Here is a 24,110-nt window from a genome sequence, read left to right as displayed (position 1 = left end):
GCCGCCGTCAATGCGTCAAAACTTGACCTTTGCCACCAGTGCGGGCAGTTCATGCGCCATGAGCAAGAGCCTGAAACGGGTCCGCGCCGCACTTGAGGCCGCGCAGATCGCCACCGAAATCCGCGAGACCGGCAACGCCCGGACCGCCGAAGACGCCGCCGCCGCTGTCGGCTGCGCGCTGAACCAGATCGTCAAGTCGATCATCTTTCAGGCGCGCGAGGGCGATGCGCTAGCATTGTTTCTGACCGCAGGAGGCAATCAGGTCGACCCAGAAGCCGCCACCGCCCTGTTCGGCACGCCGCTGACACGCACCGATGCCGATACGGTGCGGCAGAAAACCGGCTTTGCCATCGGCGGTGTTGCGCCGGTGGGGCATTTGTCGCCGATCACCTGTTTCCTGGATCCCGCACTGATGGACTTTCCTGTAGTTTGGGCCGCGGCAGGTACGCCCCGGCATGTCTTTGCCATCGCACCCGGTCAGCTGCATGACCTGACCAGTGCACACATCGCGAATTTCGTGAAATCGGGTTAGATCAGCGGCAGCGCCTGGCTGATCAGAACCGCCCAGAAACAAGCCCCCAATAGCGCACTGGGCAAAATCCACCACCCTGGCGACATCCGGTCGTCCCGCTGCAACACGTCCTGGCCAAACCTGTTCGCACCCGATGTCGGCATAAAGCTTCCAATTTACTTTCTGAGAGGCGGATTTCACTAAAGTAATAGCAAATCTGATTTTCGCGCGAAGCGCAACCCAAGATTGCGTTGCTGAAAGTCACTCGCCAAAATCAGAATGTAAATCTTTTTCACATCCCCTCTTGCATTCCCCGTCACGCCGCCCCAAATGAGTAATGTGAAAGACATTCACATCAACTGATCTGGAGACCCAAAATGACCATGATGACCGACCCCGTCGCCGCCCCGTCAAATCCGGGTTGGCTACATCGAAGCGAAGCCTGGCTGGACAGCAAGGGCAAAGGCGCCTGGATCGCCGCAATGGTCCTTGGATTCATCTTCTTCTGGCCCCTTGGCCTCGCCCTTCTCGCCTATATGATCTGGAGCAAACGCATGTTCAGCAAATCCTGCACCCGCCGCAAAGCCTGGAGCCATCATGGCATGCGGGCGATGTCGACCACCGGCAACAGCGCCTTTGACGCCTACAAGGCCGATACGCTGGCCCGCCTGGAACGCGAGCAGGCCGATTTCGAGGCGTTCCTGCACCGCCTGCGCGAGGCCAAGGATAAGGCCGAGTTCGACGATTTCATGGACGAGCGCGCCCGTACGGCCCGCGACGACAAGAACGACGCCGACGCCTGAACCCAACCGGCCGCCCCCTCACGGGGCGGCCATCCCATGACACGGACCCTGCCCCGATGACCCACCTTCCCCATCCCGACCATCAGCCGGAATTCTATCAAAGCATCCCGGCCAAACGCTTTTTTGCCTGGGTGTTCGACACCTGCGTGATCCTGATGCTCAGCTTGGTCGTGGTGTTGCTCACCGCTTTTGTCGGCGCCTTTGTCTGGCCCCTGCTCTATCTGATCGTGGGTTTCGTCTATCGTGTCGCCACGATTGCTGGCGGCTCGGCCACCTGGGGCATGCGCTTTGTCGGGATCGAGCTGCGCGACGCCCATGGCGCTCATCTGAACGGCGGTCAGGCGCTGGCCCATACCGCTGGCTACACCGTCAGCATGGCACTGCCATTGCTTCAGGTGATCTCGATCCTGATGATGCTGACCGGCGCTCGCTCTCAGGGGCTGACCGACGCGGTACTGGGGACCGTGGCGCTGAATCGTCGGGCCTATGCTTAACTCTTGTGATTTTGGTCACTTGGCGGGTCCTTGATGGATTGTTATCATCCAATCCGAAATCAACGAGAACCCCATGCGCCACAGCCTGCCAATCGCACCACAATTTTATGTGACCGCTCCGCAACCCTGTCCGTATCTTGCGGACAGGATGGAACGAAAGCTATTCACTGCTTTGCAAGGTGAAGGCGCCGAACAACTGAACAATGCGCTGTCGCAACAGGGCTTTCGCCGGTCTCAGAATGTCCTCTACCGCCCGTCCTGCACCGATTGCGCCGCCTGTCTTTCGGCCCGGATCAACGTGTCGGCCTTTCGCGCCAGCCGCAGCCAGAAACGCGCCCTGCGCCGAAATGCGCACCTGACCAGACGCGCCACTTCGCCCTGGGCGACTGACGAGCAATATGACCTGTTCCGCCGCTATCTGGACAGTCGTCATGCCGATGGCGGCATGGCGGACATGGACGTGTTCGAATTCGCCGCAATGATCGAAGAAACGCCGATCCGCAGCCGGGTTATCGAATACGCCCATCGCGAGACCCGAGCGCTCACTGCAGTCAGCCTGACCGATGTGCTAGATGATGGTCTCAGCATGGTCTATTCCTTCTATGACCCCGACCTGCACCGTGCTTCGCTTGGCACTCACATGATCCTCGATCATATCGACATCGCCCGCGAAGCGGGGCTGCCTTATGTCTACCTTGGCTACTGGGTGCCTCGTAGCCCCAAGATGGGATACAAGGCCCGCTTCTCGGGGCTTGAAATCTATTTGGGCGGAAGCTGGCAACCGATGACGAACCCGGATGCGCATGACGTCATCCGACATCCGCTTTCCACAGACCCGATTGCCGAACAGGTAGCTAATATCCAGTTGCCCGACCGCATGCCTACCCGCGACTGAACGCGTAGCGGGTCTTCCCAACGACAAAATGGTTTCGCCGACTGCGGGAAATGTCCGCTAATTCACGCGCCTCGGTACCGCTTGTTCCTCTTGCCCGAAATATCCCGGGGATGAATTGCCCCAAAGGGGCAAGAAGGGGCAGCGCCCCTTGACCGAAACTCAAAAAGCAAAGGGGGCCCGAAGGCCCCCTTTTCCATTTGATAAACTCCGATCAGTTCGGGATCAGCGACGGAACGATGGTCACGATCGAGGGGAAGCTCCACAAGATCGCGATCCCGACCACCTGGATGATCACGAAAGGCACGATACCGCGATAGATATGGCCCGTGGTCACCTCCTTCGGCGCCACGCCCCGCAGATAGAACAGGGCAAAGCCGAAGGGCGGCGTCAGGAACGAGGTCTGCAGGTTCACCGCCACCATGATGGTCACCCATTTCGGATCGAACGACCCGCCATAGATCACCGGCCCCACGATCGGGATCACGATATAGATGATCTCAAGGAAATCGAGCACGAAACCCAGCACGAAGAGCACCAGCATCACGATCAAGAACACCGTGAACTCGTTGTCAAAGCTCTTCAGGAATTGCTGGATGTAATGCTCGCCACCAAAGCTGATCACCACCAGGTTCAGCAGCTGCGAGCCGATCAGGATGGTGAACACCATCGAGGTCACCTTGGCCGTCTCACGCACGATCGGTGACAGGACACCGCCGGCAAACAGCACCCAGCAGCCGAACAGCAGCCCGCCCAGCGCATAGATATAGGTCGCATAGGCGAAGACAAAGGCGATCCAGGTTTCGACGCTGACACCGTCCTGATTGATGCGCAGGTCGAAATTCACCCCGATCAGCAGGCAGATGATGATGGCAAAGGTGGACCAGATGATCACCTTTCCCGACCGGCCCTCATCGCGCAGCTTGCGATAGGCCGCCAGCATGATCGCCCCGCCCGCGCCCAGCGCCGCCGCCGGGGTCGGGTTGGTCACACCGCCCAGGATCGAGCCCAGCACCGCGATGATCAGCACCAGCGGCGGGAACACCACCCGGATCAGATCATTGCCGGTGCAGCGGATCGCCGCCTCCTTGCAGCCGTAAAGCGCCAGCGCCAATGGTAAGAGCAGGATAAGCACTGTCACACCGGGAGAGGTCAGCGGTCCGATGAACAGGATGTCGGCCAGCAGCATCAGGACCAGACCCAGCCCGCCAACGAGCAGCGGTTTCGGATCACGCGAGGGCGCGATGCCCCGGCCCACCACCAGCGTCAGACCCAGCAGCACGACGATCACCGCGACACCGGTGCCGATCGGCGCGGCATTCGCAATTTTGGAGGCTCGGGCCTCGGCGATCTCCTCGTCAGTCAGGCGGTGCGATTCCTGCACCCCACCTGCGGCGTCGATCGATTCCTGTTCGGCGACGGCCGCGTCCCAGGCTTCCTGCCCGTGCAGCGCGATCATCGAGGCCTTGCAGTCAGGGCCCACATTGGTGCGCAGGCTGGCGCTCTTGGAACTGTCCGAAAAGGTCGAAACGGTCACATCCTGACTGCCCACGACACCAAGACTGCCCAGCAGCAAGACCCCGGCGATCAGCGCCACCGGTGCCCCCAGCAGCCAGGTAAAGCCCTCGGCGCGGGTGATCGGCTCGCCAGTGCCTCCCCCCATCGCCACGGCCGGCGCTTTCTCGGGGTTCAGAAGCGCATAGCCAAAGGCATAGAGCGCATAGAGCAGCGCCAGCAAAATGCCAGGCAGCAGCGCTGCTTGGAAGAGGGTGCCGACTGACACCACTGCCGGTTCGCCCAGATAGGTCAGCGCGTCGGTACAACCCGCCTCGATGGCGCGCGTCTCCTGCGCGGTCGAATAGAGATCGCCCGCCAGCGTGCCCAGCAGAACGATCACGATCGAGGGCGGAATGATCTGCCCCAATGTGCCGCTCGCCGCGATCACACCGGTCGCCAGTTCCGGCGAGTAGTTGTTGCGCAGCATGGTGGGCAGGGCCAGCAGGCCCATGGTCACCACGGTCGCGCCGACGATCCCGGTCGAAGCGGCCAGAAACGCGCCCACGACCACGATCGACACCGCCAGACCGCCGGGCAGCGGGCCAAAGACGCGCGCCATGGTGGTCAGCAGATCGTTGGCGATCTTCGAACGCTCCAGCGTGATGCCCATCAGCACGAACATCAGCACCGCCAGCAGCGTCTCGATGGACTGGCCCGCCAGCACCCGCTCGTTCATCCGGTTCACGATGAAGGAGACGTTGCGGTCCATCGCCGTCTGCCAGCCACCCTGGAACACATGTTCGGCAACCCGTGGCAATTCGGGGTATCGGAAGATCGAGATCACATCCGGTTTGACCCCGGAGCCGATCAGATCGTTATAGGCCTGCGACGAGGTGTCGATAGCCTGGTGGATCAACAGCCCCGCGCTGTCCAGCGCGGCGATGATACCGAATGAGATGATGCCGGCGCCGCCGATGGCAAAGGCCACCGGAAATCCCGACAGGATGCCTCCGAAGAGACAGAGAAAGACGATAATGAGGCCGATTTCGACGCCATCAAGACCGAATAGCATGTTCCCGGTTCCTATTCTTAATGCGTGCCTTCATAGGCCTCTTCGCCCTCGCCAAGAGTATCCTTGTCGAGATATTTACCCGCGCTGCTTTCGCCTTCGACGAATTCGAGCCATGAGCGGTAGAAAAAGGCGACTGCGTGGATGAACACCATGGCGGCGAACGTGATCAGCAGGATCTTGAACAGGAAATACCCGTTGAACCCGTTGGGACTGAACCCGATGGTCTCCACGTTCCAGCGTAGCGCCCGAGATTTCATCAGCAGGCGGTCAAGCTGGTCGCTGGCCGAAGGGTTCGGCACGATCAGGTGCCGCCACAGAAAGTACCAGCCGTAAAGCCAGGTCACCACTGCCACGGGCATCATGAACAGAAGCGATCCGGCCATGTCCACCACCCGCTTTCCACGGTGGCTGAGGCCGGAATAAATCAGGTCGACGCGGACATGACCGCCCTGCACGAACGTGTAGGTGGCGCAAAGGCAGACAACCATGGCGTTGTAAAGCTTCAGCTCTTCGGACCACCAGCTGACGTCGAGCGTCACCGGGATGCCAAAGCCAAAGGACAGATCGGGCCGTGCAAAAACGCGCTGCATGAACACGATGATGATCTGTTGCAGCACCATCAGCAGGCCCGCCCAGGCAAAGAAGCGCCCGACCGTGTTGGCGAAACCTTCGAGCCCGCGCACCATCAACCACATGAACGAGCGGAAATACATTCCGATCGCGGTGAGGACCAGAACGAAGGTGAAGACCACGAAGAAGAACTCGACCGAGCCGCCATAATAGACAAAGCGCATGATCGAGGCCTTGTCGGACCAGTCCAGCCAGAGCTGTGGATGGGTGACCGCGTAGCCGAAATTATAGAATGCCTCGGCGATGTTCTGAAACAGCCAGATCAGACCGTTCCACAGGGCGCCGAAAAAGGAGATACCGTTATCGTCCTGCATGATGTCCCCGATTCAGGAGTGCCGGATCGTCCTGCGGAACAGCGCCGCAAGGTCCTGGCAAAGCGTAGGCCCCCCGCCCTGGGGCGGGGGTCCGGTATTGGCCGCTTGGCGGGATCAGCCCAGAACGCGGTCGCGCTGTGCGGTGTAGACGCCCGACGACATGTTCAGCCAGGCCGACGAGGATTTCATCGACGCCATGGCGCTGTCGTGGATCTTCTTGAACAGCTCGTCGCCCATGTTCTCGGCCATGACTTCCTGGCTCGCCTTGCCGAAGGCATCCCAGACGCTGTCGGGGAATTCCAGGACCTTGACGCCACCGGCTTGCAGGCGCTGCAGCGCCGAGCCGTTGTTGGACAGGAACTGTGCCAGGTTCCACTGGTGGCACTCGCCCGCCGCAACCTCGATGATCTTCTGATGCGCGGGGCTCAGGCTCTCGAACACTTCGCGGTTGGTTGCCACCGACAGACCTGCGCCCGGCTCGTGGAAGCCCGCGGTGTAATATGTCTTGGTGATCTCCTGGAAGCCGGCCTTTTCGTCCGCCCAGGGGCCGATCCACTCGGTGCCGTCGATGGCACCCGAGGACAGCGCCTGGTACACTTCCGAACCCGGAATGTTCTGCACGCTTGCGCCCAGCTTGCCCAGCGCCTTGCCGCCCAGGCCAGGCATCCGGAACTTCAGGCCATTGAAATCCTCGGGGCCATTGATCTCTTTCGAGAACCAGCCGCCCGCCTGCGCGCCGGTGTTGCCGGCCAGGAAGGATTTCAGGCCAAAGATCTGGCCCAGCTCGTCATGCAGCTCGTGGCCGCCATCGTGATAGTACCAGTTCACCAGTTCCTGCGCGGTCATGCCAAAGGGCACGGCGGTGAAGAACGCATAGCCCGGGTGCTGACCGACGAAGTAATAGTCGGCGCCGTGATACATGTCGGCCTGGCCCGAGGAGACGGCGTCGAACACTTCGAACGCGCCCACCAGTTCGCCGGCGGCCTTCAGGTCCACGGTCAGGTTGCCATCGGACATGGCGGTGATGTTGTCGGCGACGCGCTGTGCCGAATCATGCACACCGGCCAGGCCGCGGCCCCAGGTGGTGACCATGGTCAGGGTGCGCTTGCCCTGCGCATAGGCCGGAGCGGCCAGAGCGGTGGTGGCGGCAGCGGCTGCACCGCCCATGGCCGAGGTTTTCAGAAAAGAACGACGATCCATAAGAGTATTTCCTCCCCTTGCAAGTCATGGACGCCCGCCGGGTCATCCCGGTGGGCGGATCGTTTCCAGTGGCGCAAGGGTAACGAGCGATGATCCGCTCTGTGAATACCTAGTACTACGTAGCGGCGCGGAAAAATGCGGCCACTGACCTAGAAATCCACTGTTTTTCGGGCACTGCGCGACCACACAAGTGCGTGGCGGCCGGTCACGACTTGATCGCATGCTTTGATTTTGCCGCCGGTTTTGCGTATCGATTCGCCATGCACCGCCTGCGCAACCTGATCCGCCCCAACTACGCCCAGAAGATCTCGCTTCTGGCGACCCTGCCGCTTGTGGTGGCGGTGGCCGCCATCGCGGCGCTGGTGGCTTATCAGGCGCGCACCCTGGCCGAACGCGAGATCCAAGCGCTGGAGCGGCAGCTGTTGCAGGCCAAGAAGGCCGAGCTGCGCAACTACGTCACCCAGGCGCGCAACGGGTTTGCCCATATCTATGGCCCCGCCGCCCCCGACGATGCCGAGGCCAAGACCCGGGTGGCGCAGATGCTGGCGGCGATGATCTACGGACAGGACGGGTTCTTTTTCGTCTACGATTACGAGGGCAAGAACCTGGTCAGCCCGCGCCAGACCGAATTCATCAACCGCAACTGGGAGGGGTTGACCGACAGCAAGGGCGTACCGGTTGTGGACGAGTTCATCCGCCTCGCCCGGCAGGGCGCGGGCTGGCACTCCTTCATGTGGGAGAAACCCTCGACCGGGGAAGAGGCGCAGATGGTGGCCTATGTGGTGGGCCTTCAGGACTGGCGCTGGGCGGTGGGCACTGGCGTGTTCATCGACGATGTGCTGGCCTCCGTCGCCGCGGCCCGGGCCGAGACAGAGGCCCGCGTCCGCCGCACCTTTGTCTATATCGGCGCCATCGCGCTGGCGGCGCTGTTGATCGTGTTCGGCTCGGGCATGGTTCTGAACATCCGCGAACGCCGGCTGGCCGATGCCAAGCTCAAGGAGCTGACGCAGCGGGTGTTCGACGCGCAAGAGGAAGAGCGCGGGCGGGTGGCGCGCGAGTTGCATGATGGCATCAGCCAGATCCTGGTGGGGGTGCGCTATGCGCTGGACAATGCTCGTCGCCGGCTGGCACGCGGCGATCATGACGGCGCCGAACCGCCGTTGGACAAGGGGATCGAGAACCTCGGCATCGCGATCACCGAGGTGCGCCGCATCAGCCGCGACCTGCGCCCCGGCGTGCTCGACGATCTGGGCCTTGGTCCGGCATTGAAATCGCTGACCGACGATTTCCGCGAGCGCACCGGCATCGCGACCGATTTCACCACCGTGGTGTTCCGCAACCGGCTGGATCACAACAGCAAGATCGCGCTCTACCGCATCGCCCAGGAGGCGCTGACCAATATCGAGCGTCATTCGGGTGCCACCCGGGTCTCGATCGACCTGCGCGGTCACAAGAAGGGCGCCACCATGCGCATCTCGGACAATGGCCGCGGCATCCGCTCGACCCCGGGCAAACCCGGCCCCGGCCTTGGCCTGCGCAACATGCAGGAACGGATCGAACAGCTTGACGGCAGCCTGCGCATCCTGTCATCCCGCGGCGCGCAAACCGGCACCGTGATCGAGGTGAGCCTGCCGCTGAGCCACCTGTTGCCGCCCCAGGAGGAGCCGGCGTCGAAGAGAAAGGCCCTGCCATGACCGACACCCCCGTCCGCGTTCTGATCGTCGACGATCACCCGATGGTGGCCGAAGGCATTCAGGCCATTCTCGAAAGCTATGACGACATTCAGGTGATCGGCACCGTGGGCGACGGGCGCGAGGCGGTGGGCCGCGCGCTGGCGCTGCTGCCCGATGTGATCCTGATGGATCTGAACATGCCCGGTCTCGGCGGGCTGGGCGCAACCGAGATCCTGCTGGAACAGATGCCCGATACCCGCATCCTGATCCTGTCCATGCATGACAGCCCCGAATATATCTCCACCGCGCTCAGCCATGGCGCCATGGGCTATGTGCTCAAGGACGTGCCGACCGAAGAGATCAAGCAGGCCATCGACGCGGTGATGCGGGGCGAGCGGTATCTGTGCACCGGCGCCAAGGGCTCGCTGGAGCCAAAGGAGGGCGAGGAGGCGCGCGAGGCGCTGACCGGGCGCGAACAGACCATCCTGCTGCAATTGGCGCAGGGCAAGTCGAACAAGGAAGTGGCCATCGCGCTCGATATCTCGGTGCGCACGGTGGAAACCCACCGCAAGAACATCAAGCGCAAGCTCGGCATTTCCTCGACCGCCGGGCTGACCCGCTATGCGCTGGAACACGGCGTGCTGCAAGGCACCGGCGTCGGTCTCTGACCCGGCAGCGGCAGCGGCTCGGGTCAGTCCCGCAACGCGTCTGCGCGCAATCCCGCGCGCTGGTGATGCCGGGGCAGCACCCTGCCATACAGCTGCCGCGTCCGTTCGACCCCACCGCACATCCCCTCGGTCTCGACAAACGAGAAGATACCCACATAACGCCGTCGCGGCCCCTCGACCGGGGCGACCCGATGCAGCGCGTATCGGCCCTTGAAGATCTGCAAATCACCCGGTTGCAGGTCCAGCACCCGAACCCGGTCGCGGGCGCCCGCCAATACCTCGGCCACGCCCTCGAAATTCTCGTCGCTCGCCGTCCGCAGGTCGGGCACATATTCAAACGCGCCACCCGCGCTGCCGTTCTGGATCGCCAGCGTGACCGTGAAATTGTTGGTGTCGAAATGCCAGGGGAACCCCTGCCCCGTTTCGACCGCGTTTACGATTACATCCGCCAGCGGGTCGTCATAGCGAAAGAACCTGTTCTCCGGCTCACCCAGCACGTCACGGATGAAGGGCATGAAGGGCCCGGCCTCATAGATCCGGCGCAGCGGTCTGTCGGGTGGGAAATTATCGGCCGGCACGAAGGCGTTCGAGCGGTCGAAGAACTGCCGAACCGGGTGGTTGGCGGGCAGGTTCGGGTCGTCCTGCGAGAAGTAGACATTGGTGCGGCTGAAGGAGCGATGCCCCAGATGCGCCACCGCATCGGCCTCGGCCACCAGCCGCGCCACGCCGGCCGGATGGGCAAAGCCCGGCAGCACCGCGCAACCGTCCTCGGCGATTTCGCGTCTGAGATCGGCCAGCAAGTCCGCATAGGCCGGCGCATCGGGCCGGTCGATCGGATAGCGCCCCAGATCGATCAAATCATGCAATTCCATCGCGTCCTCCTGCTTTGCCGCCCCTACAGGGTCGGTAAACGAGTCGCGGATTTCTGGCCTGTTTCCGGCATCGCGCGCCGCCAATGGATCAGTTCCGTCACGCGACGAAGGGTCAAATTCGCGGAAATGTCCCGCCCTGCGGCATTCCGCGCAACAAAATGTCGCCAAAACTGCTCGCAGCGACAGGTTTTCGACCCGATTGAGTGTTGACGCCCCCTGCCCTCGCCCATAATGTCCCCGCCAAGCATGAAGGAGCCGCTGGGAATGACCGCGCTAGTCGTAATCGTAGGAACAACGCGCATGGGCCGGTAACGGTAAGCCATAATCGAACCCATGCGCCTCCGAAAGTTCGGGGGCTTTTTTTATGCTGAAACGAGAAGACGCATGTCGCCAATGGAGCAAAGCAGATGACACGTGAGATGACCGGCGCAAAGATGGTGGTCCAGGCCCTCAAGGATCAGGGCGTGGACACGGTATTCGGCTATCCGGGCGGCGCCGTGCTGCCGATCTATGACGAGATCTTTCTGCAAAACGACATTCGCCACATTCTGGTGCGGCACGAACAGGGCGCGGTGCACGCGGCCGAGGGCTATGCCCGCTCGACCGGCAAGCCCGGCGTTGTGCTAGTGACCTCGGGTCCCGGCGCCACCAATGCGGTGACGGGCCTGACCGACGCGCTGCTCGACTCGATCCCGATCGTGGTCCTCACCGGCCAGGTGCCGACCTTCATGATCGGCTCGGACGCGTTCCAGGAGGCCGACACCGTTGGCATCACCCGTCCCTGCACCAAGCATAACTGGCTGGTCAAGGATACCGACAAGCTGGCCAAGACCATCCACGAGGGATTCCATGTGGCGACCTCGGGCCGGCCCGGTCCGGTCCTGATCGACATCCCCAAGGACGTTCAGTTCGCGACCGGCAAGTATCAGGGCCCCAAGGGGCTCGAGACCCATTACAACCCGCCGGTCAAGGGCGACATGGAAGAGATCACCGAACTGGTCGCGGCCATCGAAAAGGCCAAGCGCCCGGTGTTCTATACCGGCGGCGGCGTGATCAATTCCGGCCCCGCTGCCAGCCAGCTCTTGCGCGAGCTGGTGGATGCGACCGGCTTTCCCATCACCTCGACCCTGATGGGTCTGGGCGCCTATCCCGCCTCGGGCAAGAACTGGCTGGGCATGCTGGGCATGCACGGGCTTTACGAGGCGAACATGGCCATGCATGGCTGTGACCTGATGATCAATATCGGCGCCCGCTTCGACGACCGGATCACCGGCCGCATCGACGCGTTCAGCCCGAAATCGAAGAAGGCTCATATCGACATCGACCCCAGTTCGATCAACAAGGTGATCCGGGTCGATATCCCCATCGTCGGCGATGTGGGCCATGTGCTGGAAGACATCCTGAAGGTCTGGAAGGCGCGCGGGCGCAAGACAAATGCCGAGGCGGTGCAGAAATGGCAGGCCCAGATAACCGAATGGCGCAAGGTGAACTGCCTGACCTACAAGCCGTCGGAAAAGACCATCAAGCCGCAATACGCGCTGGAGCGTCTGGAGGCGCTGACCAAGGGGCGTGACCGCTACGTGTGTACCGAAGTGGGCCAGCACCAGATGTGGGCGGCGCAATATCTGGGCTTTGAGGATCCGAACCGCTGGATGACCTCCGGTGGCCTGGGCACCATGGGTTACGGTACGCCGGCCTCGATCGGGGTGCAGATCGCGCATCCGGACGCGCTGGTGATCAACGTGGCGGGCGAGGCAAGCTGGCTGATGAACATGCAGGAGATGGGCACCGCCGTGCAGTACCGCCTGCCGGTCAAGCAGTTCATTCTGAACAATGAACGTCTGGGCATGGTGCGCCAGTGGCAGGAGCTCTTGCATGGCGAGCGCTATTCGCAATCCTGGTCCGAAGCGCTGCCCGATTTCGTGAAACTGGCCGAGGCCTTTGGCGCCAAGGGCATCCTGTGCAAGGACCCCGCCGATCTGGATGACGCGATCATGGAGATGATCAACCATGACGGGCCGGTGATCTTCGATTGCCTTGTCGAAAAGCACGAAAACTGCTTCCCGATGATCCCCTCGGGCAAGGCGCATAACGAGATGCTTCTGGGCGACGCTGAAACCCAAGGTGTCATCCAGGCCGGCGGCGCGGTTCTGGTCTGACAAAATCCTGCGAATTTTGTCGGTCGCGCCCTGTGCGACCGGTACTCTCCACTCTGAAAGGGACGCATATGTCTGCCCTACACATCAAGAAAGGCTCCAGCAGCCATTCCGCCTATAACCTGCGCCCGACCTTCTCGGACGTGGCCGAACGGCACACCATCGCCCTTCTGGTCGAGAACGAGCCCGGTGTGCTGGCCCGCGTCATCGGCCTGTTCTCGGGACGCGGCTACAACATCGAAAGCCTGACCGTCGCCGAGGTGGATCACACCGGCCATCTGAGCCGTATCACCATCGTCACCACCGGCACGCCACAGGTGATCGAGCAGATCAAGGCGCAGCTGGGCCGGATCGTCTCGGTCCGCGACGTGCATGACCTGACGGTCGAGGGGCGCTCGGTCGAGCGCGAACTGGCGATGCTCAAGGTGGTGGGCAGCGGCGACAAGCGGGTCGAGGCACTGCGGCTGGCGGATATCTTCCGCGCCAACGTGGTCGACAGCACCCTGTCGAGCTTTGTCTTCGAAATCACCGGCGCACCAGAAAAGATCGACGCCTTCGCCGATCTGATGCGACCACTGGGCCTGGCCGAGATCGCACGAACAGGAGTGGCAGCGCTCCTGCGCGGCGACTGATTGTCAGCCGATCAGGCGTGGCAGGCTTCGCCTTCGGCCTGCCTGTCACGCTTGCGCAGGGCAAAGCCTGCGAACGGGATCACCTTGGCAACCGACCTATCCGGGGCTGTATTGCCAGCTTTCTCTTCCCCAGTAGTGCGCAACAGGTCGGGCAAGCCGCGATAGCTTCCCTGATCGATCAGGCGCGGGTTGAGAGCTAAACGCTGCTTGCGCTCGGTCACCAGATCAAACTGGACCCAGTCCCCCACATCCAGGCTAACCGATGCCTGCGCATCCGTTTTCCGATAAAATGCGAGGTCGCCATGATCCTCACACCAGATGACCGCTTTTTGATCATCCCTGTCGCTCCAGAGTACTACACCAAGCATATCCCGTCCCAATGATCTATTTTCTTTAGATTGAGCGAATTAACACGACTCAAACATGGTAAAATGCGTGTCTGACTATTGCTTTTTGTGTCTGGAAGGGTAGCTTCCTGACACGCTTTGGCGTCCATTATGACGCCATATAGTATCAGATTAAGTGTCGACCGAAGGGACCCACCACTCACCCTTCACGTTTCGGTCTAAATGAGCAATTCTGTTTCGGGACACTATGACAAAAACAACAAGGACACCGGCGGAGCTCCGCAACATGTTCGGCGAAAACTTGCGCCGACTGTCACGCCGTTACCCCTCCATCTCCGAGCTTTCGCGACAACTCGGTATCAACCGCACCCAGTTCAACCGATACCTGTCAGGAGAGAGCTTTCCCCGCCCCGATGTCCTGGACCGGATATGCAATTTCTTTAATGTCGACGCGCGCATCCTGCTGGACCCGGTGGATGCCATCCCGGTGTCTGACCAGATACTGTCAGGTCCAGTCCTCTCCGAGTTCTTTGGCCCGGATGTCACCAGTCTGAACGAGGACGACTTTCCAAGCGGCTTCTACCGCTTCACCCGGCGCAGCTTCGTAAACGAGAGCAAATTCGTTCTGGGACTGGTCTATGTGTTTCGTGAAAGCAACACCACTTACATCCGCGGCTACGAGGCTCTCGAGGCCATGCGGCAGCAGGATTTGCCTGATGATCCCCGGACCCGCGAGTTTCGTGGCTACGTCACCCGCGAGGATGACGGGGTGACGCTGTTGATCTCGCGCCGCAACGCGATGACCTTCTCGTTCAACTACCTGTCACGGGTGGCCTCGTTTGAGAACAACTTCTGGGTCGGCTACGTGTCTCGCTCGGTGCGCGAGCCGGTCAGCGGCCACCGAATCACCCGGCTCGTCTACGAGCACCTGGGTCGCGACAAGTCCTCCATCTGGAAGACAGCGCGCCAAGCCGGGTTTCTGGATGTTGATCAGCTTTTGCCTTTTCACAGGCGCCTACTGCGTCCCGACGACCCCTTTCTTTGACACCGCGCCGAGCAACGGTCTAGCGGACCGACGAACAGGCCGCCGCACGTCAGGGCGCGGTGTCTTCGCGCGTGACTTGACGGTACAGATGCCACGAGGCATGGCCGAGCCAAGGCAATACCAGGAATAGACCGAGGAACCCGGGTACCATCGCGACAAAAGTCATCATCGCCAGAATCACGGCCCAGGCCAGCATCACCGCCAAGTTCGAAGTCACAAAGCCGAAGCTCGCGATCATCGCCGTCACGAAATCCAGTTCCCGGTCCAGCAGCATCGGGATCGACATTACGGTAATCATGTAAAGCAACGCCGCAAAACCGGCGCCGACAACCGTTCCCATCGCCAGCATCATCAACCCGTTGGGACTGAGAAACACCTCCATAGAGCTGGAGACATTGGTCATGGTCGACAGGCCGAGGAAGAGGGCAAAGATCATGTGGCCCAGGAAGAACCAGAACAGAAAGACCAGCACCATGATGGCGCAGATCGAGGGCAGCTGGCGGCGGCTCTGCAAGATCACGACGCCGAATATCTCTCCGAAATCCAGCGGCTCTCCCTGTTCCAATCGGTACGATACCTCATAGAGGCCAACGGCGGCAAAGGGGCCAAGCAGCGGAAAACCGATCGCGGCCAACACCAGCCAGAAGGTGGTGCCGGTCCAGGCCGTCACCCAGGCCATCAAGAGACCCGACATCACATAAAAACCCGAAAACAGCAGCCCGAACAGCGGCGCCCGCAAGTAATCGCGCAGCCCGGCCGCCAGCGCATGGCGCAGCATGTCGAAGCTGGCCGGATGCATTGGCGGCACACCAAAAGGTTTCTCGATCATGCCTGCTCCTTCTCTGTTGTCTCGCGTCTACATGGCCGGGTGCCGTTGCGGCCAGGTCGTGGCCTGGTGATAGGCCTCGCCCAGTGCCAGCAGTGCCGCATCGCCGCCGCGCGGGCCAAAGATCTGGAACCCCATGGGCACGCCCTGGGGGCCGAACCCGGCCGGAACCGCCAGTGATGGCAGGCCGATCAGACCGATCGGTATCGTGACCTCCATCCAACGATGATAGGTATCCATGCTGCGGCCCGCGATTTCCTTCGGATACGGCACGTTCACGTCAAAGGGCCAGACCTGCGCCGAGGGCAATACCAGTGCATCGAATTCATCGAAAAGCTCGACCGACCGCTTGTACCAGTTCGAGCGTTTGACACTGGCGCGGTGGACATCCATCGCCGAGAGGCCGAGTCCGCGTTCGATCTCCCAGATCGCGGTATCCTTCAACGCCGACCGGTTCTGGCGCAGCAAAGGCTCCAACGAACCGGCCTTGCCCCAGGATCGCAGGTCCAGCCAGGCCTCCCAGATCGCCGCCGCGTCCATCGGGGCCGGAACCGGTTCGACTGCGGCACCAAGCGTCTCAAGCACACGCAACCCGCTTTCGCACAGTTCGAGAATCCCCGACTCCATCGCATAGGCACCGCCCCAGTCACCCAGCCAGCCGATGCGGACACCCTTCAGATCCGCAGGGGACACCGGCGATGCCTTGGGAACGTTCACCGACAAAGGCACGCGCGCATCCGACCCGGCAATCACATCCAGCATGATCCCGATATCCGCCGGGCTGCGCCCCATCGGGCCCAGCGTGGCCAGTTGATGCAGGAACAATTCACGCTCCGGATCGAGGGGCACGGTGCCCCAGGTCGGACGGAAGCCGTACACGTTGTTCCAGGCCGCGGGATTGCGCAGCGACCCCATTTCGTCGGACCCATCCGCCAGGGCCGTCATGCCGGTGGCCAGCGCCACCGCCGCCCCGCCGGATGACCCTCCACAGGACAGGGCCGGCGCATAGGGGTTGCCCGTCGCGCCATAGACCGGGTTGAAGGTATGCGATCCGATCCCGAACTCCGGCACGTTCGTCTTGCCGATCAGGATCGCGCCGGCCGCCCGCAGGCGTGACGGCAAGAGACTGTCCTTGTCCGGGACAAAATCCGCAAACAACGGCGAGCCCATGGTTGTCGGCACACCGGCAATGCTTTCCAGATCCTTGATCGCGATCGGCAGGCCGTGCAGCGCACCGCGCGCCTCGGGCGCCACCGCATCCGCCGCCCGTGCCTCGGCCATCAGTTCCTCTGCCGAACGCAGCGCCACGATGGCGTTCAGTTCGGGATTGACGGCGGTGATCCGCGCCAGCGTGGCCTCCATCACAGCCTCGGATGACAGCTGCCCGCTACGCAGCGCCCCGAGAAGATCACTGGCGGAAGAACGGATCACATCCATGCGGCGGAGCCTCCCTAGGCTGGTTTCGAACCGAGCCTAGCGACGCCGGGGCGGCATTTAAACCCACTGTTTGCATGTATCTTTTCTGCAATCGCCCGCTTCCCGGCGAACCACTCCTGCGATAGGATCGGCCCATGCGACTTGCTCATGTCAGCCTCATCGCTCGCGATGCCCCCGCGCTGGCCGAATTCTACTGTACCGCGCTGGGCTGTTCGCCCCGACGGTCGGCCACCCGGCTGAGCGGTGCCTGGGTCGGGCGCGGCATCGGCCTTCCCGGGGCCGAGATCCTGTCGATCTGGCTGAACCTGCCCGATAGCGGCGCACCCTTCCTCGAAATCCAGCAATTCGCCCTTAACCCAGGTCACCCGCCACCCCAGCCCGACACGCCGGGCTTGCGCCATCTTGCCTTTGCAACCGCCGATATCGAGGCCACAGCCCGCGCCATCCTGGCCGCAGGCGGCAGCCAGCAGGGCGAAATCACCGATCTCGGCAGCGCCGAACACCCCTGCCGCGCGCTTTACATGCGCGATCCCGAGGGCAATCTGATCGAGTTGGAACAGGCCTGAACCCACCGCTTCATTTCGCTAGAAATACTCCGGGGGAGCCAAAAAAAATTCGACGAATTTTTTTGGGCGGGGGCAGCGCCCCCTGCCCGGCCCGCCTCAGTCCTCGGACTGGGCGTCGGCGCGGCTTTTGCCGGAAACCTTCATGGCAAGCGTCGCCGCCATGAACCCGTCCAGGTCACCGTCCAGAACGCCCTTGGTGTCGCTGGTTTCGTGCCCGGTGCGCAGGTCCTTGACCATCTGATAGGGCTGCAACACGTAAGACCGGATCTGGTTGCCCCAGCCGGCATCGCCCTTTGCCTCATGCGCGGCGTTGATCTCTGCGTTGCGACGGTCCAGCTCCTGCTGGTAGAGCCGCGATTTCAGCGCCTTCATGGCGATGTCGCGGTTCTGGTGCTGCGATTTCTCGGAACTGGTCACCACGATGCCGGTCGGGATATGGGTGATCCGCACCGCCGAGTCGGTCGTGTTCACGTGCTGCCCGCCCGCACCCGAGGACCGGTAGGTATCGATGCGGATATCGCTGGGGTTCACCTCGATCTCGATATTGTCGTCGACCACCGGATAGACCCAGACCGAGCTGAACGAGGTGTGCCGCTTGGCCGCCGCGTCATAGGGCGAGATCCGCACCAGCCGGTGCACCCCGCTTTCCGATTTCAGCCAGCCATAGGCGTTGTGACCGGAAATCTTGTAGGCCGCCGATTTGATCCCCGCTTCGTCGCCCGCGCTTTCCGATTGCAGCTCGACCTTGTAGCCCTTCTTTTCGGCCCAGCGCACATACATCCGCGCCAGCATCGAGGCCCAGTCGCAGCTTTCAGTGCCACCGGCACCCGCATTGATCTCCAGAAAGGTGTCGTTGCCGTCGGCCTCGCCATCCAGCAGCGCCTCCAGCTCTTTCTCGGCGGCGCGCTCGCGCAGCGCCTTGAGCGCCGCCTCGGCATCCTTGACCACGTCCTGGTCATCTTCCATCTCGCCCAGTTCGATCAGCTCGATGTTGTCGGCAAGATCGGTCTCGATCCCCTTGTAGATGTCCAGCGCATCGACCAGCGTCTGACGCTCGCGCATCAGCTTCTGGGCGTTTTCCGGATTGTCCCACAGGTTCGGATCCTCGACCCGCGCGTTGAACTCCTCAAGCCGGTGCTGCGCAGTCTCGTGATCCATCCGCTGTGCCAGCAGGCGCAAGGATTTCTCGATGTCGGTCACGACGTTCTGGATTTCGGCGCGCATGGGCTGTCCTGCTCTCGTTCTCTCGTGAAACAGCCTGATAAACCAGTGCCGGGGCGCGGGCAAGCGAGGCCCGATGTTTTTGCGGCCATCAGGGCCTTCCCCCAGCGGCCGGCGCGTAACTGGCTCTGGATCGATGGGCCGCCCCCCTTTGCAGGGCAGTGCGCGGCAGGGACAGCCCCCTCAGTAGAGCCCGCCCGAACTGACAGTGCCGAAATTGGCCTTGGGTCCCACAGTGGTGACCTCTCCAGTCGAAGTCCTGACCTGCCGGCCGGCCTGCTGCACCTCTTCGACCAGTGGCAGGTTCGACCCCATCGCAAAGCCGCCATCATAGGTCAGGCCAAAGATCGGCTCTTCGCCATCCCGGAAATACTCGGCCACCACATAGTCGCCCGACGCGTCGTCCGGAAGGCGGGCGCCGGAAAAGCGGTCGATCTTGATGAAATGGCCCCCCGGCGGAATGTCGAAGGGACCACCGCCGTATTTCTTGACCGCCTCGGTCATGAAGCTCTGGAACACCGGGCCGCACATGCCGCCGCCCGAGGCACCCCGGCCCAGGGGGCGTGGGCGGTCATAACCGATATAGCAACCCGCCACGATGTTCGAGGTGAAGCCGATGAACCATACGTCCTTGGCGTCGTTGGTGGTACCGGTCTTGCCCGCCGTGGGCACCGGCAGGTTCACGGCGCCGCTCGCAGTGCCGCGTTCGACCACGCCACGCATCATCGAAGTCAGCTGATAGGCGGTGATCGCATCCATCACCCGCTCGCGGTTGGTCACGATGCGCGGTGACTGATCCGGCGCCAGCCGGTCCGACAGGCAATCGACGCAGTCGCGCCTGTCGTGGCGATAGATGGTCTTGCCGAACCGGTCCTGAATCCGGTCGACCAGGGTCGGTTCCACCCGCTCGCCGCCATTGGCGAACATGGCATAGGCCGCCACCATCTTGTAGAGCGTTGTCTCTTCCGATCCCAGCGCATTGGCCAGGAACGGCCCCATGTGGTCATAGACCCCGAACCGTTCGGCATAACCCGCCACCACCGGCATCGACACCTCTTGCGCCAGACGGATGGTCATCAGGTTCCGCGACCGTTCGATCCCGGTCCGCAACGGCGTCGGGCCGTAGAACTTGTTGGACGCGTTCTTGGGCCGCCACAGGCCCTGCGGCGTATTCACCTCGATCGGCGCGTCGACCACGATGGTCGCCGGGCTATAGCCACTGTCCAGCGCGGCCGCATAGACAAAGGGCTTGAAGCTCGACCCGGGCTGACGCTGCGCCTGGGTGGCGCGATTGAACACCGAGTCCTGATAGCTGAACCCGCCCTGCATCGCGAGAACGCGACCGGTATTCACGTCCATCGCCATGAACCCGCCCTGCACCTCGGGTACCTGGCGCAGCGACCAGTCCTCGTCCGCCTTGCGCACCAGCACCACATCGCCCAGCGCGAAATTGTCCTTGAAGCTGCCCTTCATCCACTTGATGTCGGCGCGCGGCACGCGCCCCTTGGCCGGACCATCCTCGATACCGACGGTCAGCTCCTGGTCGCCAACGCCCAGCACCACCGCCGGATGCCAGCGCCCGCCCAGATCCACATCGCGCGGCACCTCGGTTGCTGCCAGTTCTGCCCGCCAGACATCCTCATCCCCCAGCTTGGCCGGTTCGATGCTCTTGCCGGTGCCGTGCCATTTGCCGCGGCCACGGTCGTATTTCTGCAAGGCCTCGCGCAGCGCGCGGGCGGCCTCGACCTGCATCTCCTCGTCGATCGAGGCGCGCACGGTGAAGCCGCCGGTAAAGAACTCCCCCTCGCCGAATCCCTCGCTCAGCTGGCGCCGGATCTCGTCGGTGAAATAGTCACGCGGCGGCAAGGCCGTGCGGAAGCCCTCGAAGTCGCCGTTCTGGACCGAGCGCAGCGGCATCGCGCGCTCGGCCTCATAGGTGGTCTTGTCGATATAGCCGTTCTCGCGCATCTCGCGCAGCACATAGTTGCGACGGTCCAGCAGCCGCTGATACTCGCGCACCGGGTGATAATCCGAGGGCGCCTTGGGCATGGCGGCCAGCGTCGCGGCCTCATGCGGGGCCAGTTCGGCAAGTGTCTTGTTGAAATAGGTCTGCGCGGCGGCCGTTACGCCATACGAGTTCTGGCCGAGGAAGATCTCGTTCATGTAGAGTTCGAGAATCTGTTCCTTGTTCAGCGTCTGCTCCAGCCTTGCGGCCAGGATGATCTCCTTGATCTTGCGCTCTGCCCGACGATCCCCGGACAAGAGGAAGTTCTTCATCACCTGCTGGGTGATCGTCGAGGCGCCGCGCACATTGCTGCCGCGCGAGCGGATCGCCTCGACCCCGGCGGCAGCAATGCCGCGGATGTCATAGCCTTGGTGGGTATAGAAATTCTTGTCCTCGGCCGAGATGAAAGCTTGCTTGATCAGGTCCGGGATCTCGTCCGCCGGGGTGAACAGGCGCCGCTCCTTGGCGAATTCGTCGATCAGCTGGCCCTCGCCCGAATAGATCCGGCTGATCGTCGGCGGCTTGTACTGGGCCAGCGATTCGTGACTGGGCAGGTCGCGGCCATACATCCAGAACACGCCCCCGATGGTCAGGGCGACCATGAAAACACCCAAGGTGACGAGGCTGAAGATCGCCCCGAAGAAAGAGAGGATGAACCGGATCACGTAGGCTGCCTTTTTAACGCGGTGGCCTCTATATAGGCGCGTCGCGCGCCATGGTCAAAACGCCCGGCGCCGTTTTGCCGCCACGTGCCACTTTCTTCTGTTGAAAAATACCTCGGGGTCCGGGGCAGCGCCCCGGTTCCATCCCAAGGCACGCGCTATTGCCGGACCAGCCCCTGCCGTTCCAGATCGGCCTGCCGCCAGTTTTCCAACCCGTTGCGGATGCCCGCGGCCATCGCGGCGCGCCATTCTGTGTTCTGCAGATTTTTCAGATCGCGGGGACTCGATAGAAAGCCGATCTCGATCAGGACCGAGGGAATATCGGCGGCCTTGAGCACCGAAAACGACGCTCCGCGCAGGGGGCGGCGGTTCATCGGGCCGCCTTGCTGGGTCATGCCATCGACCAGCGCGCGTGCCAACGCCTCGCTGCGCGGGCGGGTCTCCTGCCGCGCCAAATCCAGCAGCACATCGGTCACCCGGTCGTCGATGGCGCTCAGATCGGCGCCCGCCAGCAGGTCGTCGCGGTCATGCCGCTCGGCCAGCTTGGCCGATGCGATGTCCGAGGCCTCTTCGGCCAGCACATGCACGGTGGCGCCATGGGCCAGCCCCTCGCTCAGCGAATCCGCGTGCAACGAGATGAACACATCCGCCCCCGCCTCATGGGCCAGCGCGATGCGCCGTTCCAGCGACACGAAATGATCGCCGTCGCGGGTCAGAACCACCTCGAACCCGCCCGACCGCAGCAGCACCTCGCGCAACTCGCGGGCAAAGCGCAGCATCAGGTGTTTCTCCACCACGCCCTCGGTCTCGGCGCCCGGGTCGATGCCCCCGTGACCGGGATCGAGCACCACCCGCAGCGGCGCGTCCGCGCCGCGCTCGGGCAGCGCAGGCAGGGCCTCGGGCGCGGGCAGGTCCCAGCGCGGGTCTTGCGGCGCCCCCGCGGCGGCGGCAAAGCTTTCCTCGTCCGAGGCGCGCAGGGACACCTCCAGCCGGGCGCCGCCGGTTCCTTCGTCCACCTGCATCGCCACCAGATCGACGGCCAACGGAGCGGCCAGTTCCAGCACCATGCGCGACCAGCCCGGCAGATAGGTGCCGAAATGCACCGCCAGCACCTTGTCGCTCTGGTCGAGCGCCTCGGCGCGCAGCCCGGTCCAGTCCACTTCCTGGAAGTCCAGTACCAACCGACGCGGCGCGTCCAGCGTGAACAACCGATAAGGCACGCCCTGGCTCAACCCCAGTTCCAGGCGCAGCCCGCCGCGCGGTAGCGTCTCGATGCGGCTTTCGTCGGGCCGGATACGGGCCAGGCCGCTGAAATCCTGCGCCAGCGCCGGCAGCGCCGCCCAGATCAGCGCGATGAAAAGGATGATCCTGCTCATGTCCCTGCTTTCTCTCGCCGGTATCCCACACGATACCGCGACGGACCGATGCCGCAAACCATCATCCGCGTGCCTTCATGAAGGCTTCGAGGCGCGCCAGCCCTTCCTCGATATCCGCCGTGGCGCGCGCATAGGAAAAGCGCAGCGTACCGGCCCCGCGCACAGGGTCGAAATCCAGCCCTGGCGTCACCGCCACGCCCGCCTGTTCCAGGATCTCGGCGGCAAAGGCGCGGCTGTCATCGGTCAGCTCGGACACGTCGGCATAGACGTAAAAGGCCCCGTCGGGTGGCGCGATGCGGGTAAAGCCCGCTTGCGGCAACCGCTCCAGCATCAGCTTGCGGTTTGCCTTGTAAACATCCAGATTTGCTTGCAATTCCGCTTCACAATCCAGCGCCGCCAGGGCCGCGACCTGGCTGGCATGCGGCGCGCAGATGAACATGTTCTGCGCGATCCGCTCGACCACGCGCACCTGATCCTCGGGCACCACCATCCAGCCCACGCGCCAGCCGGTCATCGAGAAATACTTCGAGAACGAGTTGATCACATAGCACTCGTCGGTCAGTTCCAGCGCGGTCACCGCCTTGGCCTCGTATTCGATGCCATGATAGATCTCGTCGCTGATGAAACTGGCGCCCTGCGCCTGCGCCGCCTCGATCAGGGCACCCATGGCGGCATGATCCAGCATGGTACCGGTCGGATTGGCGGGTGAGGCGACCATCAGCCCGGCCAGATCGAGCCCGGCAAAATCCGCCGGCACCGGTTGTAGCCGGTTTTCCGGCGCTGTGGGCAGATCGACCGGCACCAGCCCCAGCGCCCGCAGGATCTGGCGGTACGAGGGATATCCCGGCGCGCCGATCCCCACCCGGTCGCCGCTGTCGAAAAGCGCGGTAAAGGCCAGCAGGAATCCGCCGGACGACCCGGGCGTGATCACCACCCTTTCGGGGTTCAGATCGACCCCGTACCACTCGCCATACAGCCGCGCGATGCGCTGGCGCAGTGCCGGCAGGCCCAGCGCCACGGTATAACCCAAAGCGTCTGTTTCCAACGACTTGGCCAATGCCTCTACTGCCCCCTTGGGGGCGCCGGTACCGGGTTGACCCACCTCCATGTGGATGATGCGGCGCCCGGCCTCTTCGGCACGGCGGGCAGCCTCCATCACATCCATCACGATAAAGGGATCGACGGCGGATCGGCTTGAGTTTCTCACGGCA

General features: G+C 62.9%; 21 protein-coding genes. 10 read left to right on the top strand and 11 right to left on the bottom strand.

Going from position 1 to position 24,110, the window contains the following annotated elements:
• Window positions 1–58 precede the first annotated feature (58 nt).
• The 4 genes from AC2FNY_RS14710 (at window position 59) to AC2FNY_RS14695 (ending at window position 2,703) form a co-directional block, all read left to right on the top strand.
• Complete coding sequence (locus AC2FNY_RS14710) at window positions 59–532, top strand: YbaK/EbsC family protein (RefSeq protein ID WP_496802908.1); 474 nt, start codon at window positions 59–61, stop codon at window positions 530–532.
• Window positions 533–888: 356 nt separating this feature from the next.
• A complete protein-coding gene (locus tag AC2FNY_RS14705; protein ID WP_234136279.1) occupies window positions 889–1,314 on the top strand; it encodes a DUF2852 domain-containing protein in 426 nt (141 codons plus the stop codon).
• Window positions 1,315–1,370: 56 nt separating this feature from the next.
• Window positions 1,371–1,808: an RDD family protein gene (locus tag AC2FNY_RS14700; RefSeq protein ID WP_234136278.1), complete on the top strand. Its 438-nt coding sequence runs from the start codon at window positions 1,371–1,373 to the stop codon at window positions 1,806–1,808.
• A gap of 73 nt (window positions 1,809–1,881) precedes the next feature.
• Window positions 1,882–2,703, top strand: a complete 822-nt coding sequence (locus tag AC2FNY_RS14695; protein ID WP_234136277.1) for an arginyltransferase — start codon at window positions 1,882–1,884, stop codon at window positions 2,701–2,703.
• A gap of 211 nt (window positions 2,704–2,914) precedes the next feature.
• Here AC2FNY_RS14695 and AC2FNY_RS14690 read toward each other — a convergent pair whose 3' ends face one another.
• The 3 genes from AC2FNY_RS14690 to AC2FNY_RS14680 all read right to left on the bottom strand — a co-directional run bounded on the left by AC2FNY_RS14690 (window position 2,915) and on the right by AC2FNY_RS14680 (window position 7,413).
• Window positions 2,915–5,269, bottom strand: coding sequence for a TRAP transporter large permease subunit (locus tag AC2FNY_RS14690; protein WP_496802907.1), 2,355 nt, complete (start codon window positions 5,267–5,269; stop codon window positions 2,915–2,917).
• A 17-nt stretch (window positions 5,270–5,286) separates the two neighbouring features.
• Entirely contained in the window at window positions 5,287–6,213 is a 927-nt protein-coding gene (locus tag AC2FNY_RS14685) for a TRAP transporter small permease subunit (RefSeq protein WP_234136275.1), read from the bottom strand.
• Window positions 6,214–6,327: 114 nt separating this feature from the next.
• Window positions 6,328–7,413 carry a TRAP transporter substrate-binding protein gene (locus AC2FNY_RS14680; RefSeq protein WP_496802906.1) on the bottom strand — a complete coding sequence of 362 codons (1,086 nt, stop codon included), beginning with the start codon at window positions 7,411–7,413 and terminating at the stop codon, window positions 6,328–6,330.
• Window positions 7,414–7,673: 260 nt separating this feature from the next.
• Here AC2FNY_RS14680 and AC2FNY_RS14675 point away from each other — a divergent pair, with 260 nt between their 5' ends.
• Window positions 7,674–9,107: a cache domain-containing protein gene (locus AC2FNY_RS14675; protein WP_496802905.1), complete on the top strand. Its 1,434-nt coding sequence runs from the start codon at window positions 7,674–7,676 to the stop codon at window positions 9,105–9,107.
• Window positions 9,104–9,754: a response regulator transcription factor gene (locus tag AC2FNY_RS14670; RefSeq protein ID WP_234145428.1), complete on the top strand. Its 651-nt coding sequence runs from the start codon at window positions 9,104–9,106 to the stop codon at window positions 9,752–9,754. The genes AC2FNY_RS14675 and AC2FNY_RS14670 overlap by 4 nt, the downstream gene beginning before the upstream one ends.
• Before the next feature lie 23 nt (window positions 9,755–9,777).
• Here the strand turns inward: AC2FNY_RS14670 and AC2FNY_RS14665 are convergent, their stop codons facing one another.
• Window positions 9,778–10,626, bottom strand: coding sequence for a HalD/BesD family halogenase (locus AC2FNY_RS14665; protein WP_496802904.1), 849 nt, complete (start codon window positions 10,624–10,626; stop codon window positions 9,778–9,780).
• A 407-nt stretch (window positions 10,627–11,033) separates the two neighbouring features.
• Between AC2FNY_RS14665 and AC2FNY_RS14660 the strand changes: the two genes are divergently transcribed.
• Both AC2FNY_RS14660 and ilvN read left to right on the top strand, forming a co-directional pair.
• A complete protein-coding gene (locus AC2FNY_RS14660; RefSeq protein ID WP_234172424.1) occupies window positions 11,034–12,785 on the top strand; it encodes an acetolactate synthase 3 large subunit in 1,752 nt (583 codons plus the stop codon).
• A gap of 68 nt (window positions 12,786–12,853) precedes the next feature.
• Window positions 12,854–13,414, top strand: coding sequence for an acetolactate synthase small subunit (gene ilvN / locus AC2FNY_RS14655; protein ID WP_011048284.1), 561 nt, complete (start codon window positions 12,854–12,856; stop codon window positions 13,412–13,414).
• Window positions 13,415–13,425: 11 nt separating this feature from the next.
• Here the strand turns inward: ilvN and AC2FNY_RS14650 are convergent, their stop codons facing one another.
• Window positions 13,426–13,782 (bottom strand): hypothetical protein, encoded by a 357-nt coding sequence (locus AC2FNY_RS14650; protein ID WP_234136268.1) that lies wholly within the window; start codon window positions 13,780–13,782, stop codon window positions 13,426–13,428.
• Between the two features lie 265 nt (window positions 13,783–14,047).
• Here AC2FNY_RS14650 and AC2FNY_RS14645 point away from each other — a divergent pair, with 265 nt between their 5' ends.
• Window positions 14,048–14,806 carry a helix-turn-helix domain-containing protein gene (locus tag AC2FNY_RS14645; RefSeq protein ID WP_234136267.1) on the top strand — a complete coding sequence of 253 codons (759 nt, stop codon included), beginning with the start codon at window positions 14,048–14,050 and terminating at the stop codon, window positions 14,804–14,806.
• A 49-nt stretch (window positions 14,807–14,855) separates the two neighbouring features.
• On the opposite strand, the gene AC2FNY_RS14640 is transcribed toward AC2FNY_RS14645, so the two are convergent.
• Together AC2FNY_RS14640 and AC2FNY_RS14635 are read right to left on the bottom strand one after the other, a co-directional pair.
• Window positions 14,856–15,635 carry a DUF2189 domain-containing protein gene (locus AC2FNY_RS14640; RefSeq protein WP_496802903.1) on the bottom strand — a complete coding sequence of 260 codons (780 nt, stop codon included), beginning with the start codon at window positions 15,633–15,635 and terminating at the stop codon, window positions 14,856–14,858.
• Window positions 15,636–15,662: 27 nt separating this feature from the next.
• Window positions 15,663–17,069, bottom strand: a complete 1,407-nt coding sequence (locus AC2FNY_RS14635) for an amidase (protein WP_234215928.1) — start codon at window positions 17,067–17,069, stop codon at window positions 15,663–15,665.
• A 134-nt stretch (window positions 17,070–17,203) separates the two neighbouring features.
• Here AC2FNY_RS14635 and AC2FNY_RS14630 point away from each other — a divergent pair, with 134 nt between their 5' ends.
• Window positions 17,204–17,635 carry a VOC family protein gene (locus AC2FNY_RS14630; RefSeq protein WP_234176044.1) on the top strand — a complete coding sequence of 144 codons (432 nt, stop codon included), beginning with the start codon at window positions 17,204–17,206 and terminating at the stop codon, window positions 17,633–17,635.
• Window positions 17,636–17,731: 96 nt separating this feature from the next.
• On the opposite strand, the gene prfB is transcribed toward AC2FNY_RS14630, so the two are convergent.
• From prfB to AC2FNY_RS14610, 4 genes are all read right to left on the bottom strand, one after another.
• Complete coding sequence (prfB, locus tag AC2FNY_RS14625) at window positions 17,732–18,859, bottom strand: peptide chain release factor 2 (protein ID WP_234136263.1); 1,128 nt, start codon at window positions 18,857–18,859, stop codon at window positions 17,732–17,734.
• Between the two features lie 180 nt (window positions 18,860–19,039).
• On the bottom strand, window positions 19,040–21,526 hold the full coding sequence (locus AC2FNY_RS14620) for a penicillin-binding protein 1A (RefSeq protein WP_496802902.1): 2,487 nt from the start codon (window positions 21,524–21,526) through the stop codon (window positions 19,040–19,042).
• Between the two features lie 155 nt (window positions 21,527–21,681).
• Window positions 21,682–22,899, bottom strand: coding sequence for an N-acetylmuramoyl-L-alanine amidase (locus AC2FNY_RS14615; protein WP_496802901.1), 1,218 nt, complete (start codon window positions 22,897–22,899; stop codon window positions 21,682–21,684).
• Between the two features lie 61 nt (window positions 22,900–22,960).
• Window positions 22,961–24,106, bottom strand: a complete 1,146-nt coding sequence (locus tag AC2FNY_RS14610) for a pyridoxal phosphate-dependent aminotransferase (protein WP_496802900.1) — start codon at window positions 24,104–24,106, stop codon at window positions 22,961–22,963.
• Window positions 24,107–24,110 lie beyond the last annotated feature (4 nt).

This window comes from Ruegeria sp. BHSC223, assembly GCF_059613025.1.
The sequence above is the reverse complement of the archived record's forward strand: the minus strand, read 5'-3'. Positions and strand labels throughout refer to the sequence as shown.